13 protein-coding genes are annotated in these 14,982 nt (G+C 38.9%); all 13 read right to left on the bottom strand.

Going from position 1 to position 14,982, the window contains the following annotated elements; translation table 11 throughout:
- Positions 1–12: 12 nt before the first annotated feature.
- The 13 genes from ACY2A0_RS15325 to ACY2A0_RS15265 all read right to left on the bottom strand — a co-directional run bounded on the left by ACY2A0_RS15325 (position 13) and on the right by ACY2A0_RS15265 (position 14,981).
- On the bottom strand, positions 13–1,944 hold the full coding sequence (locus ACY2A0_RS15325) for an OmpA family protein (RefSeq protein WP_461790343.1): 1,932 nt from the start codon (positions 1,942–1,944) through the stop codon (positions 13–15).
- The gene (locus tag ACY2A0_RS15320) at positions 1,937–2,722 is read right to left on the bottom strand and encodes a hypothetical protein (RefSeq protein WP_461790342.1); all 786 of its coding nucleotides are present in this window, start codon (positions 2,720–2,722) and stop codon (positions 1,937–1,939) included. The genes ACY2A0_RS15325 and ACY2A0_RS15320 overlap by 8 nt, the downstream gene beginning before the upstream one ends.
- Before the next feature lie 9 nt (positions 2,723–2,731).
- Positions 2,732–3,589: a hypothetical protein gene (locus tag ACY2A0_RS15315; protein ID WP_461791596.1), complete on the bottom strand. Its 858-nt coding sequence runs from the start codon at positions 3,587–3,589 to the stop codon at positions 2,732–2,734.
- Positions 3,590–3,659: 70 nt separating this feature from the next.
- The gene (locus ACY2A0_RS15310) at positions 3,660–5,753 is read right to left on the bottom strand and encodes an LruC domain-containing protein (RefSeq protein ID WP_461791595.1); all 2,094 of its coding nucleotides are present in this window, start codon (positions 5,751–5,753) and stop codon (positions 3,660–3,662) included.
- Between the two features lie 179 nt (positions 5,754–5,932).
- Positions 5,933–6,571, bottom strand: coding sequence for a PglD-related sugar-binding protein (locus ACY2A0_RS15305; RefSeq protein WP_461790339.1), 639 nt, complete (start codon positions 6,569–6,571; stop codon positions 5,933–5,935).
- Positions 6,572–6,592: 21 nt separating this feature from the next.
- Positions 6,593–7,198 carry a sugar transferase gene (locus ACY2A0_RS15300; protein WP_461790338.1) on the bottom strand — a complete coding sequence of 202 codons (606 nt, stop codon included), beginning with the start codon at positions 7,196–7,198 and terminating at the stop codon, positions 6,593–6,595.
- Positions 7,199–7,200: 2 nt separating this feature from the next.
- A complete protein-coding gene (locus ACY2A0_RS15295) occupies positions 7,201–8,430 on the bottom strand; it encodes a hypothetical protein (protein WP_461790337.1) in 1,230 nt (409 codons plus the stop codon).
- Positions 8,431–8,432: 2 nt separating this feature from the next.
- Positions 8,433–9,542, bottom strand: a complete 1,110-nt coding sequence (locus tag ACY2A0_RS15290) for a hypothetical protein (protein WP_461790336.1) — start codon at positions 9,540–9,542, stop codon at positions 8,433–8,435.
- Between the two features lie 3 nt (positions 9,543–9,545).
- Positions 9,546–10,679, bottom strand: a complete 1,134-nt coding sequence (locus ACY2A0_RS15285) for a glycosyltransferase family 4 protein (protein ID WP_461790335.1) — start codon at positions 10,677–10,679, stop codon at positions 9,546–9,548.
- Entirely contained in the window at positions 10,666–11,508 is an 843-nt protein-coding gene (locus ACY2A0_RS15280; protein WP_461790334.1) for a glycosyltransferase family 2 protein, read from the bottom strand. Before ACY2A0_RS15280 ends, ACY2A0_RS15285 begins: the two co-directional genes overlap by 14 nt.
- Before the next feature lie 26 nt (positions 11,509–11,534).
- Complete coding sequence (locus tag ACY2A0_RS15275) at positions 11,535–12,602, bottom strand: glycosyltransferase (RefSeq protein ID WP_461790333.1); 1,068 nt, start codon at positions 12,600–12,602, stop codon at positions 11,535–11,537.
- Complete coding sequence (locus ACY2A0_RS15270) at positions 12,602–13,726, bottom strand: hypothetical protein (RefSeq protein WP_461790332.1); 1,125 nt, start codon at positions 13,724–13,726, stop codon at positions 12,602–12,604. Before ACY2A0_RS15270 ends, ACY2A0_RS15275 begins: the two co-directional genes overlap by 1 nt.
- 7 nt (positions 13,727–13,733) lie before the next feature.
- Positions 13,734–14,981 (bottom strand): EpsG family protein, encoded by a 1,248-nt coding sequence (locus tag ACY2A0_RS15265; protein ID WP_461790331.1) that lies wholly within the window; start codon positions 14,979–14,981, stop codon positions 13,734–13,736.
- Position 14,982 lies beyond the last annotated feature (1 nt).

The following is a 14,982-nucleotide window of genomic DNA, read 5'->3' as shown; positions in this document are numbered from 1 at the left end:
TAAGGCAGTTTTCTAATTCAGTACTAATCCTACTTCTTTTATTGTAGTGTTATTTAAACCTAGTTTTTGCAAACTTTCCATTGCTTTTTGTGCTTGATCCATATTAAGGAACAGCCCGTAAAAGTATTTGCGCATACCATCTTGGCTTCGTTCGCTAAACATGTTCAGCCACCTCAGGTCGAGTGCAGTTGTTTCACTTTCAGCATTCACGCTAGCTACCTGTATGGTGTAATATTTGTCGTTGGCTAACGTAGCCGACACGCCGTTGGAGAAGCTAGCATTGGTGGCTTCCTCTAATGTCAACAACGCTTTAATCTTAGCTTCTAGCTGCGCTCTGTTTTTTACCTCTGGCCCAAATAAACCTTCGTCTAATATCTTCTGAAGATTTACATCATTGAAGCCTTTTAACATCAGTACGCTTCTGCGATTTTTCTCTTGCAAACTATCTATACAAGTTGAGCAACCCACCACTGGTTCACTTTTACCATAAAACGATGTCTCGATATTCGATGGGTTAACGCCCAAAGCAGTAAGGTAAGATTTTACTGATGCGGCCCTACGCTCGCTAAGCTTTTTATTGTAGGCTATACTTGCCCTTAAATCGGTATGTGATTTAACATCCAAGGTTAAGTTTAACCTTTTCATTAAACGGCCAACTTGATTTAGTTTTACCTGAGCATCTGGTCTAATGTTGTATTTATCCAAATCGTAGTAAACGGTGTCGGCAAAAAGCATGGCATCACCCAAATTTGGACTGATAGGCATACGTGGTATATTAACTTTAGCAGGCACTACTTCTACCGGTTTTTTTGCAATTTCAGGCGTGGTTTCTTTAACAATCCTGATTGAATCACAAGGTGGACACAAAGTAACGCCCTTAGGCACTAGCCCTGTCACTTGTTTACGGAAGGTCTCAGTTTGCTTTTTAATGGAAGTCTTTTTACCAAAAGGATAGAAACTTAAACCCAGCTCCAAGTGTGAAACGTTGTAATAATCTTTCAAAATTGGGAATTCATAACTTGCGCTTATACCAACCCTATCCGAAAGATTAACAGTAGCAATACCATAAACCGCTTGCCATGATCTGCTGTAGGCACCCAATGAAACCGTATTGTTTTTGATTTTATGCAACCACGTAAGGCTGTAAGTGGTTTCATGTATACCTGTAGTGTCGCGTTTAGCTTTGTAATCGCGAAGAAAAATTCCTTCTTTCCATGAATAATGCTCAACCCTAACAGCATCTTTTTGACTAAATTGATAATGCAAATTACTCACCGCAGTTACGCGATAGCGTTTCAATAGTGTATTTACCCCTTCATACTGCAAATTGTGATTGGGGTTGGTAATATTATAAGCTGAAAATCCTGTTTCGATACGCAACCTACCTATTTCAATTTTGTATTTTACACCTACACTGTAGTTTAAATATGAGGTTGAAGTTTCATCACCGGTAATTGAAGAAACCAATGGTTTATCTAAGTATCTGAAAGCACCAACATCTAGTAACCTATCGTAGTTTGATTTGGACATATTTGCACCGCCAGTGATGTAGGTAGCCTGAGCCCCCACTCTTAAGGTTTGCAAACCTGCTTTATCCAGATAAAATCTTTTTGCGGCGGATGCACCAAAATATTGGCCACTTACCGGAAATGCCGGCGCTCCTGATCTCATGTAGTTTAGTCCAAAACTCCAGTTTTCGGCCTTTCCCACATTAAAATCTGCAGAGCCGTTGAAGATATAATTGTGCTGGATATCGTTATCTACCTTGGCAGCTAAACCTAGGATACGTAATTTACCTTCAAAATCACCAGTTTGCGCCGGGTTCACCACCAACGGCATAGCATGATATTGCGATACTCTTGCATCTTGAGCTAAAGCACTAAACGCTAACAAGCTAGCTAATAAAAAAAGTTTAGTTGTCTTTAAAATTCTGATATTAAGCATCGTAATTTAATTTGTTCAAAAAAACATTAATCTGTTCCAAGTTGGCGTTTTCATCTTCATTTGCTTGCACATGGAGCACAGGTACATTTAGCATTTTTAATGCAGTTATCTTCTCTTTGTACGCGAATACATCCTTTGCTACATAAGCTTCTAATTCGTTAGCAGAAAGTTGCCCATGACTAAATGTATTGACGCCTTTTGCCTTTCTTTCTATCACTCTTGACATGTGCTCCTCAAAAGGCAAGTCGAAAAAAACTACGCCATCTGGATTTAATATTTCGTCTTGTTCTATTTCATTAAAACTATAATCGGTAGTAATACTACGTCCTAATCCGTGGTGATGGTGAAGCGCCCCTTCGTCGTAAACTACTACATGATTTTGATGCAACGTACTTTTAAGTGCCCCATACAAACAAACCCCCCTATCAAAATTGGACATTCGCTTAGCTACTACTTCACTGCGCTCCTCTGTAGCTAAGTATTTGTTTAGTAAGTCCCACGATATTTTGCAATTCACTTTTTCGTTCCAATTATTGCGGCGATTCATCAAAATCATCCTCGATAATCCATATTTTTTCTTTTCAAAAACTTTACTGCCGAAAAGAATGTTATATAACGTCTGCCTATTAAAACCGAAGGTTATTTCCAAGTTTACCGCTGCCTTAATACACGCTTGGCGTACATTTAAGTATTGGCTAGTGGTATACGTTTCAAATAACTTGCGATACATATACGTTTTTCCAACTCCAGACGAACCTAAAAACTCTACAGATTTCATTCTAAAAGCTTAGTCTTGAAATTTATCAAGGTCAATATTATAGTACGATAATAAATCATTAAAAACCTTATCGTTCTTTCCTCCGTATATATTGTTAAACATTAGCTGTTCTTTACCGAGGCCAGTTAGCGAAATAAATGGCTGGCGGAATAAACCTGCCAACGATACCACTTTGGTATTATTTCGTATGACCATAATTTTAATCCAAATGTCATCGGTTAAGAGCGTTTTAGTTTTCAATAATTCCTTATCAAATAAATCTTTATGCAAAGCGCCCGCTGGATAAATTACCCCACCAACGCCAAGGTTTAACAAACTGTGAGATGGCTCCCTATTTCCTCTTATCACATCCCAGTTCAAATAAGTATCGAACTGGCCATCTTTTGACTTTATCTTCCTTGTTAATACTGCACATATCTTATTGGGATAAAGTGCTGCATATTGACTCAAAGTACTTACCAAATGAGGGGGATAGATTTTATCGTCATCAATTGTGATAATGTTTGCCTTAGGAAACGAAGACATCGCATAAAAATATTTATTATGAGGTCTTAGGTTATCTGCAACAAATACAATCTGCAACCCTCTTTTTTTTAGTTTTAACAACCTTTTAGGTAGCGTATTTTCATTTTGGAACTCATCTAAAGCCAAATAAAGTATAATGGCGTCGGGCTTTTCATACTGCCTTAGGATTGATTCGATTACCATCCAAACTTTATGTACTCTATCTGGCTTGGTAGTGAGAGAAACAATTACCTTATCATCATGATTGAGATCTGTGTTAAGCTGTATCCGAAAGCGTTTTATAAATAACAGGGAAATGCGATATTTTAAACTGTAGGCAAAATTCTTTATTCTCAAAATCATAGTTTAAACAAGCACAGCATGTTACTTCATGCCACTTTCCAACACGTTAGTCGTCAATTAAATTTATTTGTTAATTAGGTGAATTTGTAAGTTTATCTAATATCCTATTGCCCTCACTGTTGGTATACCAGTTTAAGTTGGTAGTTGCTCCTGATGTAGCCCACTGTACAAACCTTGGATAAGCGGCTGTCATAGATTGACCGCTTTTAGGGTAAGGGATTTTTTCAGGAACATCGATAGCCCATGTAATATTTCCAGCACTATTTTTAGTATTACTTAGATAATATCTATTTGCCGCTACCGATGAGTTATCGTCATCAGTACCAAACAAGGCTCTATTAACCTTTACAGATGGCTTTCTGTTAGCAAGGTGTATTTCATAGTTTCTATTTCCTCGAGGGATTAAGAATGGAGATATCTTGTTAAAATCAGCCAAAGGAATAGCTGGGTTAAATTTCACAGTGAACGAGAATGTTTCGGCAGCTCTGGTAATGCTTCCAGCACCAGTATTATTCACATTATTGCCACCTAAAATTGTTGTAGCTCCATCAAAAACTTTAATTACAACGTCATTTGTATGTCCACTTTCAACACTATAGTTTAAAGATTTATTAGAATTGATGTTTGCACCATCAAAGTTGAGGTTAGTAACGATAGCCACCTGCCCAGGCGTAGCATTAGGAACTAATACTGCAAACCCATTGTTTTGTTGTGCTGATATTGAGGCTAAATCAAAAGTAAAGTTAACCTCGCTAATTTTATTTTGCTCTACTTGATCAATTAAACCAGTGTAATTGTGGTGAACAACCATATCATTCATATCAAAATCAGCTAAACGCGGCCAGCAATCTTCAAATAACAACGTGCCTTTTACATTTTTAGCAGGATAAAAAACATAGTCGCTGTCAGTTCTAGGAACCGTAGGTAGTTTTGGGAAATTCCTCACATCGATAGCCTCGTTAGGATTCCAGCTTGCGAAAAACGCAATATCAGAATAGTCGCCATCGGTACCATCTTCAATTGACCAAACAATTTTATTAGTTGCCTCGTCATAAAGTGTTACCATGCGTTCCTTTTTACCTGCCATATAACCTGTAGAGCCCGCAGCGTTCAAAATATAGTCAGAATAATATGTAGTTCTTGTTGTATTAATTGTACCTGGCGTGCCTACGGCAGTTGGAGTAAAACTGTTACTTATCAAGAAAAAGCCAATAGTAGTGTTTGGAGGAAATGAACCATCAGCATTAGGACCGATAAGTTCCACTGTATTTCCAGCAACTAAGCCACTATAATTGGTAGTATTTGTTCTAGAAGTACTAGGAAAGATATAGCCTTTGTTACCTGCTGGTATAGCCGAAGCCGAAGTTGGCTTTGCATTTGTTGGATGCCAGTAGTAACCTAAAGTATTCTTATTTGACGAGTTTGCAAACATGAAAGTGATGCTCACGTTAGCAGTTTGACCAGGCTTTAAATCAAGTACAATATTTCTTGGAATAGAGGAATCAAGGTAATTTGACGCCACTGGAACCGGAACGCCTTTAGGCAATGCAGTTTTAAAACGTTGCAAGAAACTTGGGTTAACGTACACTGGATTTGTCAGATAATCTGGAAAACCAACGTTATTCCAAGATCTCACTGCCTGCACATTTTGTGGACCAGTAGCTTGAAGTGACCTGCTATCGATGAAATTATATACAGAAGAAGTCTTCTTAGTAGGTTGCGAAGGATTATAATTTACCTGATAGCCTTGAGAAGTACGCTCTACTTCAAAATATTCAGGCATACCTACCGATTTAGATAGCAAATAAATTTTGCTGATATGGCTAGGTACTTTTAATTCCGTTTCAAAATGACCATTCTCATCTAATTTTATTGAACGAACTACACGTAATTTATTCAGTTCTGCCGGCTGATCCAAATAGCTATCTGGATTATCCAAACAAACATCAAATTCAGCGCCTTTATAAGGAATGTCGCCTAATAAATGAACGTCGACTTTAAGAGTTTGCGTTAATGTAGTAGAGTAATCAAAACCATCTGCCACTTTCATTGCTCTAAAATCAACTTCTTGAGTTGTTTCTGCTTCGTCCTGCTGATCTTTTTTGCATCCTATTGAAAAAAGTACAACGGATATTAAAACTGGTGAAAGAATTCTGAATTTCATTTTGTTTTTACTGCGTTAACGATTAAAAATTTTGCTATTGTTGTTGTGGTTAAATGAATTGTCAAATAAACTTAGCGCAAGTATTCCATATAGGAATATTTATGGTATTGTTGTGATACTTTATGTAAATAAAGTGTATTTATGAACAACAAAATTTGAGAAGTTACGTTGAGCACGGCCTAGCGAGTTAAATGGCGTTTTATAGTGGCGGGCACACCTACAGCTACTACGTTTTCAGGTAAATTTTGATGTACCAAACATTGTCCACCTACCACCGTTTGGCTACCAATGTTCACACCCTGAAGTGTTGAACATCCTATACCCAACTCTACCGAAAAACCAACAGTGCTATGCCCCCCTAAACTAACAGTTGGCGCTAACGACGAAAACTTGCCTATAGTACAATGATGTCCAACTGCGCAGTTCATATTCATCACTACAAAATCCTGAATTTGTGACCCGTAGTTGATACAAGTACCTGGGTAAATTACTACGCCTTTACCCAAAGTGGTACCATTGGAAATCCAAGCGTTTTTTGCCACTAATGTTGGAAATTCAAGTTCACTGTTAACGGCTAACTTATTTACTATTATCGCTTTCATTCGAGGGAAAGCAATGCCTATAATCACCTCTAAATCGGCTTTATCCATTAACCAAGCTACATCTCCCAAAATAGGAAAACCACAAAAATTGCTACCATGCTTAGACAGGTCATCGTCTACAAAGCCCATTAAACGGTCTTCTATTCCATAAAGTGCTAGATTACTGGCAATATGCCCACCAACGCTTCCAGCACCAACAATTATAATTTTTTTCATCTTTTTCCTGTATTAGGATAACTAATTAGTACCGTCAAAAGGCTGCATGGGTCTTTCAGCCGACTGGTTTATCCCCTCTTTCTTTATTACTTTCAACACCGTAAGCCACAAAATTTTAACATCTAACATGAAACTCACCTGTTGAGCATAATAGGCATCTAACTCGAACTTTTTAGTCCACGAAATTGAGTTTCTACCACTTACCTGTGCCAAACCTGTAATACCTGGACGAACATTGTGGCGTGTGCGCTGCGTTGCAGAGTACAGCGGAATGTATTTAAACAGCAGTGGTCTTGGACCAACTAAACTCATATCTCCTTTTAAAACATTGATCAGTTGGGGTAACTCATCAATAGAAAGTGCTCTTATCTTTTTACCAATGCTAGTTGTTCGCTGTACATCGGGCAATAGATTTCCGTTCTCATCTCTATCATCACTCATAGTTTTAAATTTGATGATGTAGAAAGGTTGCTCCTTATAGCCTGGACGCTCCTGCAGAAAGAAGGCGTTACCACGCTTAGCGTACTTTAACAGTAAAAACGTAATCAATATGACAGGCGAGAGCACCATCAGCGCAACTAAGGAAACGAAAATATCTAATAAGCGCTTAAATGTAGATTTATACATATTTATTGCATTTCATTTTTATAAATGGGGCGTTTTCCCGATGGTTGCGGTTTAATATCATCTACAAATAAATGCTCGATGTTGGCGTTATCACCCAATACATTTTTGAGGTTTTTCGTAATTTGTTCAAGCACAGCTGCAGGTATTTCGCTGGTAGTTTTCCTAATTCGCAACTGATACATCGTTTTTGCGATTTGGGCAAATTGATATTGTGGAAAATAGCCCGAGGTACTAAAAGGCATATGAATTAGCGGACCAAGCGCTAAACCAGCCACTGGTGCGCCATTGGTAGCAAACAATTGCTCAGCAATCCTTCCAGAAATACTGCTAATTGCATACAATTGTCCGTTTCTATACTCGTGGGCAACAGCCAAATCTCCGGTATCATATCTTACTATCGGCACCAAATCTGCAGCTAAATCGGTAACCACCACCTTCCCTACTTCACCCTCTTTAACCGGTTGCAATTGATCATCAAGCAATTCAACCACCACATTGTACCTATTGGTGTAATATGCACTTCCAAATGTTTTTTGCTGCGCAATCAGGCCAACTTCCTCATTGCTATACCTATCAATCACTTCACATTTCAGCGCATCTTTGATGTATTGTTTCTTAACAACTTCTATAGGTTCTGAAGTAAAAATCACCGATTTAATGAAGTGCGGAATTTGATTTTGTTTAATATAGGATGCTAGCTCAAAAATCACGGAAGGGAATCCGATTACCACTGTTAAGCGCTGGTCGACCAAGTGCTTCACCGCTTCGGCCACTTTTGCAGCGGTTAAATTAGTAGGCACCAAACGGTGCTCATTTCTCAAAAACTGCCACCACTTTGGCTTCTGTTTTGCCGCAATAAGCATAAATGCATCACCAATTTGATAGCCCGCCGCTTCGTTAAAATATTTAAATGAGGCAGTTTTGATAAGTGCCCTGTTTTTAGAGTATGGAATTTTAAAAGGTTCGCCGTAAGAACCGCCAGTGTAAGCGTAGCTGTGTATGGCACTTGCATTAACCTTTTCGATTTTTCTTGAGATATCTTTTTTGGTCATTAAAGGTTGTTCCGCCAGTGTTCCTTTAATGTTATGTGATTGAAGATAGGCTTCCACATCTTTTACATCTATCTCTTTTTCAAACTCGTGATGGGCCTTAATTACAAGGTAATTTTTTTCAATTTTCCCTCCGCTGAGTTGATTATAAACAGAAAATACAAATTTGGTGAGGTACTTCATAGCTACAATAAATTAGTAAAATCCTTAGCGCTCATAAAAACAACATCTGGCCACTTTTTGGTAATCGCTGATAATAATCGATCTAACTCACCCAAGCCTTTCGAACGGTTTTTTTCATCCATTCCTCCAACAAAATTGACACGATGTGTTCCGATTACTGCAGCTTTCCCGCAAATAAATGCGCCTTGTATTTGGCTCAAGGCATGTCCCAAACCTGCATACGATTTTTCTGTAGGTTCGAAATTACAATTGCGTACGTATACGGTCATTCCGTGGGGCGTTTTGTCGCCGGTACGAAAAGTTTTAAGTCGATATTGGCCGTTAGCGTCCCTATCCAAACGTTGGCGAGGAACGGCGTTATAACGGATTTGATGCGCCATAAGATGTTGATCGAAGCCATCAATGAACACGCCATTTGGCGCATTAAAAACAGTGGGGTAAAAGCCAAAAGCTTCAAAGAACAGAGAAATTCCATCCAGCATGTCCTGCTTTAAGCTATTCAAATCAGCATCGCTTTCAATGTAAAAATTAGGTCTGAAGTTCTGCGCTACTTTCGGTGTACCTTCAGGCGAGTACGATGCAAAACCATGACCAAATGCAGCGCTCATTTTTTCATCCCTACCCTGCAACGCCCTAAGCCACATTGCCGTAGCAATATGCTCCCTGCCGTGGTACTCAGGCATCCAAATACCAGCATTTATGCCTTCGGACCAAGCTTTGATGACGTCACCTTTGGCTCTTTCCCTAATTGATGTTTGTAGCGGTTCCCTTTCATAATGAGCAAAGCCATTTGCGCTGATTTTCTCATAGTTTGGATTAGCAGTGTTATAAAATGGGCTCATTACTGCGGCATTACCTCTGCTATCCTTGTGGCGTGTAAGCACTTCAAATAGCGCTTCCAAATCGGTAGCCGACTCTAACGTATCGAAACGTGAATACCTACTACTATCCATTGGCAGGCCAGCTTTTTTGAGACTTTGATAAGCTTCAACCGACGGCACACCTATCCCGCCCCAGTCATCGCATTCTATTACAACAACTTTTTTACCCACCCCTTTACCGGGAATGTTTCTAAAAGTAGAAATTAGAGCTCTTTTAATTTGGCTGATCATCTTTTACTTCAATAAAAATTTGTTATATATCTTATCCATTTCAGCTAGCGAATTTTCAATAAAGAACTTTTTGATATGCTCTGCACTACGCCGAGAAAATTCTTTCGCTAAAACTTGATCATGATAAAGTTTTACGACACTTTGTGCAAACTCCAGTTGACTGCCTTGTGGAAACAAAAAGCCATTTACACCATGAGTAATAAGCTCTTTATGTCCTCTGTCCACTGTAGCCACTACCGGCACATTATTGATCATTGCTTCGGCCAAAGCTAAGCCTAAGCCCTCTTGCCTACTGGCAGAGATGCTGATATCGGTTATCGCTAAAAGATCATTAACATCTTTTCTAAAACCTAAAAAGTGTACGGTATCCGTTAAATCCATCTCATTAACCAGCTCCTGCATTGCAGGAAACAAAGTACCTGAACCTGCAAAGAGCACTTTAAGATGAGGAATTTGCCTTTTGATATCGCGTAAACATTCTATAATGAATTGATGATTTTTACGATGAATAAAGTTAGCCGCGTAAAATAGCACGAACGAATCTTTTGGCAAGCCCAACTTCGATTTAATTAGCTCTTTATCAATAGCATCAACTGGTTTAAAGCGTTTAGTATCTACCCCGATACCAGGGATATAAAACGTTTGCCCTGCTTTAAACTTAGTTTTAGCAACATCATAATCTTCATTATTGATAGTTACAATAGCATCAGTAAAACGAGAAAGATATTTTTCGGCAGGATAATAGGTTGCCCAATAGCTAAATGGTGCTCCCTTGTAAAAATGGAAGCCATGCGCAGTGTACATTACTTTAGTTCCTACTTTACGTGCGCCTTTTGCGGCAAGCCTGGTTAAAGCCGCAGGAATTGGGGTATGACAATGTATAAGCTGATAATTTCCTTCTTTTATAATTTGTTTTAGCTTACGGTAGGCAGTAAAAAGTTTGGTGGTGAACAAAGTTCTTTTAAAGGGTAAATCAAATAGTTGATCTATGCCTTCCACTTGTGCATTTCCACGAACTTCAACAGCGGCGTGCAATTCATAACCCTTTGCTTTTAGCATGGCAAAGTAAGGCAAATGGAATACCTGCAAATGGATATCGGAAGTTGCTACAATGAGTATACGTTTAGGCTTTTCCATGGATATCTAGTTTAACACTTACTTGTTTATAGTCTTCCAGTTCCGATGGTGTAGGAATACGTCCGCGTTTTTTTAAGAAAAACCCAACCCCCGTAAAAGGCAACACCAACGCCGTAAAAGCACATTTTCCTATGGTTACGATCATTGCTTTAAGGTTGGGTAAAAAAGCGTGTTTTAATAAGCTACTGTGATGAATGAGCGAGTAATAATAGGTCTTAAGGATTTTTTTTCCTGTAACGGATACAAATTCAGAGTAGTAGTACAATACTTGAGGCATGCTGATGTACTGCTTTCCAACCAGATACCGTTGCATAAAATCGGTATCTTGCGCATGTTTTAGCTTAGCATTGAAAGGTATTGTAGTGGCTAATGCCAGTCTAACAACCGATGTACGTAGTGCACAAGTAAGTTTGGCGCCAAAGTGATAGGTTTTTGGGATTCCATTTCCACATCCCCTTACGGTTTCCAAGTTGAAATTAGCGTCGTAACATGCATTGCCACAGCTCACTAATGCTACCTCTGGAAATTGCTCCAAAAGCGCTATTTGTTCCTTTAACTTTTCAGGATGATAAAAATCGTCAGCATCAAGAAAGGCTAAATACTCGCCTTCGGCGGCGTTAAGCGCTGCTTGCCTGGCCGCTGGGCGTCCCTTATTGGTTTCAAAGTGAATAATCAAGAAACGTGGGTCGGTAAGCTGATCCAAAAATGCCTTGGTGCCATCCGTAGAGCCATCGTTTACGATTACGCACTTCCAGTTTCGATAGCTTTGCTGTACTAACGAGTTTGTAGCTAGTTCCAGCGTTTCGATACCATTAAAAACTGGCATCATAATACTTACAAGAGGATAATTTTGACTCATGAAATATACTCCATAAATTTATTAACGGTACTTTCTATGTTGAACTGCTGCTTGATGTTTGCAGCATTTTTTCCAAGATTTTCACGTAATTGTTCATCAAAAACCAAACGATCGATAGCCTGTGCTAGCGCATCGGAGTTAGCTACTGGCACCTTTAGCCCGTTAAACTCATCCACAATAAAGTCGTCTTGTTTTCTCCAGGGCATACAATCGGTAGCAATGCAAGGCAGCCCTAGAGACATCGCCTCCACTAAAGCCATAGGAAAGTTTTCCGTTAACGAAGGCATTACATAAATACTTGCTTGGTTAAGATAAAACGCAGTGTCTTGTTGCATTCCCAAAAAAACTATTCGATTTGCAACACCCAAGTTTTGTGCTAAAATTTCCAGTTCTTTCCTGCTTGGGCCATCTCCCAAAAACCATAACTTCCAATCGTTTTTTACTTTTGAAAAGGCCTCAATTAAAACATCTTGGCCCTTCTCTGTAGATAGCCTACCCATGCAAATTATTGCTTGTTGTTTTGAGACAATTGCTTGCGCTGGAAACGTAACTGGATTATCTAGCAATAAAATATTTTTTTGGGCGTATTGTTGCGCTACTTTTTGCTTGGCAGCTTCTGATAAAACCAGTACTCCAGTAGCACGTGGGTAAACGAAATTATCTACAAAAGGAAAAGGCGATTGTCCAGAGCGTTGAGGGTTGGAATGATCGGCAAGATATACTTTGTTAACGATGCCTTTCAAACACAGGTAAACAAACGCATTAAGCCATTCGCCATTGACAATTACGGTGCACTCGCCAATACTTTTCACCGCCCGCCGAATGAACAATACCGAACGGAAGATATAACTAATTTTTCCGCCAGATTTACGAGTTGCGTTATTCTCAATCAAATGAATTGATGGATGTAAGGCATATAGCGGCGCCTTCTTGTGCATCACTACTAAGTAAACCTGATGTGTGCCCATTTGTGCAATTTGGTTGGCGAAAGTAGTTACTACTCTAGCGATACCTCCACCGGCAATATTATTGAGCACAAAAACAATTTTGTTGTTCTTTTCCATTATTTACCCTTATAAAGTTGTGCCAATTGATCAGAACTCATGAATTGAACGTCAGGCCATCTGCGTTTAATTTGCGTAAGCAGCTGATCTAACAACATGAGGTTTTCTCTACGATTATTTTCCACTATCGAGCCGATGTAATTCACCCTATGGGTATCAACTACGGCAGGTTTACCCCATTTAAAGGCTACCTCCATTCTCTCCAAGCAATCGGAAACCCATTGGCTTCCCTTTCCTCTGGAAGGCTCAAAAAAGCAATTTCTTACAATATTGATATGTCCAGTTTTAGTATTGAGGCCAGCCTTTCTGATTTTCTTTTGATAGCTTCTTTTTCCATTGCTCAAACCCTGTGGTTCGAAAGAATATAATTTTCCCTGTAAGGTGTCTACTCCTTTTGTTTGTAGATAGCTTACGAGTTGCTGAGGCGCTATATAGCATGGAGGAATAAACGAACGAGGTACGAAATCAAAAAAATCTTGGAAGATCTGCAAGCCGTGATCAATACTCGCTTTCCAAATTTCATGATCTTCAGCAGACGGGTAATCGTAAGCGGCAAGCAGATACTCAGTACCGTCAAAATTGCTTTCAAACCCGTAAGTTCTATTATTGAATGCTTCACGTACGACATTATCTCCGTTAACTAAATGGGTCAACCAACGTTGTTGATGAATGTGATCTCGGCCGTGGAACTGTGGCCGATATAAACCAGCGAAAAATCCATCGTTCCACATTGATAATGCTCCAGGTTGTTCCCGTAAAATAGTTTGATGAAAAGGCTCAACAATAAAACGTTCAAAGTTATGATGTAAAATCTCGTTAAAATCAGGATTGGCTGTAGTTACGTTAAAAGTGAATATGGCAGGATTACCACGACTATCTCTGTGCTTTTGCAACACCTCAAACAACGCCGAAAGATCGTCCGCAGAGGCTAAATTATCGAATTTGCTAAAACGATCATTTTTGATCATCGGCATCTTTTCGGCTAGGATACGGTAGGTCTCTACAGATGGCATGCGTATGCCGCCCCAGTCGTCGGACTCGAACACTACAACCTTTGGCTCTAAACGTTGTCCTAAAAATGCCTGTGCAGTTAATGATAGCTGCCTTTTTAACTTTTGTAACATCTAGCTGTTATTTTTTAAACCAATCTAATAATGCATGCCCCTGTTGCCCAATACTTAATATTGGATTGCTCGTTATTACTAAAACATTAATTGTTTGAAGTCCTATCCGTAGGGTAAAAACGATATAAATGGCTAGCAAAGGACTAGCGATATAAATTGACCTGCGTAGCCATAAAAATGTGCTGGGATAATTCTGCACCAGCAAAAATGCAAAGCAGAACGTTAAGTAATAACTAGGTAAAAGAAAACGACCAAAAGATGGAATTGCCGAAAGGATATTGAAAGCAATAAGCATGTACAATATCATGCAAAAACTATTAAACAATATTGGTTTTGAGCTGATAAAATTTCGGTGCAGAATAAAGGAATAGCAAATGATAAACAAACCAAACCAAGCTACAACTTGTCCTTTCAAAATCACAAACCATTTAGCACCAGATTCGGCTTCTTTCAAGTTATCTGCATAATCCTGATTAACGTAGGTAGTAAGTTTTTTATGTAAAAAATCTGGCGCATGACTTAGTAAGAAATCCTGAAGGCCCTGCAATTTCACAAAACTAAATAAGAACGAGCAAAGAAAAGCGTAGAAAAGTACGGTTAAGTTTTTAGTATAGGTATTAGAAAAGTATACCAAAAATAGCGGTAAGAAATACGAGAAATGGAACAATACTGAAAGGGAAGCAATGATGAGGTATTTGGGTCGCTTCTCCGAAAATAAGTACGGCAGCATTCCGTAGAGAAACACATGCGTAGCTGTCCAAAACCTAAACCCATTGATTGACCAAAACGGCACTAACAGCGCAACCATTGCAAACACGATAAGCGATGCCGGTTTGATCCCTTCTTCCAAATTTTCAAGCAAATACCACAAATTTCTTGAATAGAAGAAGCCAAAAATTAATGCATAAGCACCAAACAAAACAGCGTAGTTTTCTGTAAATCTGGCAATCACAAAAGTAATTACTGGAGCGGCAAAATCCAGATAACTACTTTCCTCATCTGAAAAGAAAAGTCCAACGAAATTTTCGGTATTTACTTCAGTATGATTTAAAACTTTTAGCTTTTCTGCATACCTATTGGCATCCATAAATTCATCATAAATAAAAAAATTGAGACCGTAAAAAACGATAAATGCCCAAACTACATTCTTCACCCACGACTCCCGATAGTTCTTTAAAGAAATTACTATAGAGGCCAGCGGCGATAAAAGGAAGATTGCCCAAATAAAGAAACGTTCTCTGATATTTTTATACATG

The sequence above is a fragment of the Pedobacter sp. genome, assembly GCF_965249885.1.
Lineage (GTDB): Bacteria > Bacteroidota > Bacteroidia > Sphingobacteriales > Sphingobacteriaceae > Pedobacter.
Note: the sequence above shows the minus strand (reverse complement) of the source record. Positions and strands in the feature narration are given on the sequence as shown.

Coding starts and splice junctions, on each gene's coding strand:
- ACY2A0_RS15325 (WP_461790343.1), bottom strand. CDS start 1,944: ATGCTTAATATCAGAATTTTAAAGACAACTAAACTTTTTTTATTAGCT.
- ACY2A0_RS15320 (WP_461790342.1), bottom strand. CDS start 2,722: ATGAAATCTGTAGAGTTTTTAGGTTCGTCTGGAGTTGGAAAAACGTAT.
- ACY2A0_RS15315 (WP_461791596.1), bottom strand. CDS start 3,589: ATGATTTTGAGAATAAAGAATTTTGCCTACAGTTTAAAATATCGCATT.
- ACY2A0_RS15310 (WP_461791595.1), bottom strand. CDS start 5,753: ATGAAATTCAGAATTCTTTCACCAGTTTTAATATCCGTTGTACTTTTT.
- ACY2A0_RS15305 (WP_461790339.1), bottom strand. CDS start 6,571: ATGAAAAAAATTATAATTGTTGGTGCTGGAAGCGTTGGTGGGCATATT.
- ACY2A0_RS15300 (WP_461790338.1), bottom strand. CDS start 7,198: ATGTATAAATCTACATTTAAGCGCTTATTAGATATTTTCGTTTCCTTA.
- ACY2A0_RS15295 (WP_461790337.1), bottom strand. CDS start 8,430: ATGAAGTACCTCACCAAATTTGTATTTTCTGTTTATAATCAACTCAGC.
- ACY2A0_RS15290 (WP_461790336.1), bottom strand. CDS start 9,542: ATGATCAGCCAAATTAAAAGAGCTCTAATTTCTACTTTTAGAAACATT.
- ACY2A0_RS15285 (WP_461790335.1), bottom strand. CDS start 10,679: ATGGAAAAGCCTAAACGTATACTCATTGTAGCAACTTCCGATATCCAT.
- ACY2A0_RS15280 (WP_461790334.1), bottom strand. CDS start 11,508: ATGATGCCAGTTTTTAATGGTATCGAAACGCTGGAACTAGCTACAAAC.
- ACY2A0_RS15275 (WP_461790333.1), bottom strand. CDS start 12,602: ATGGAAAAGAACAACAAAATTGTTTTTGTGCTCAATAATATTGCCGGT.
- ACY2A0_RS15270 (WP_461790332.1), bottom strand. CDS start 13,726: ATGTTACAAAAGTTAAAAAGGCAGCTATCATTAACTGCACAGGCATTT.
- ACY2A0_RS15265 (WP_461790331.1), bottom strand. CDS start 14,981: ATGTATAAAAATATCAGAGAACGTTTCTTTATTTGGGCAATCTTCCTT.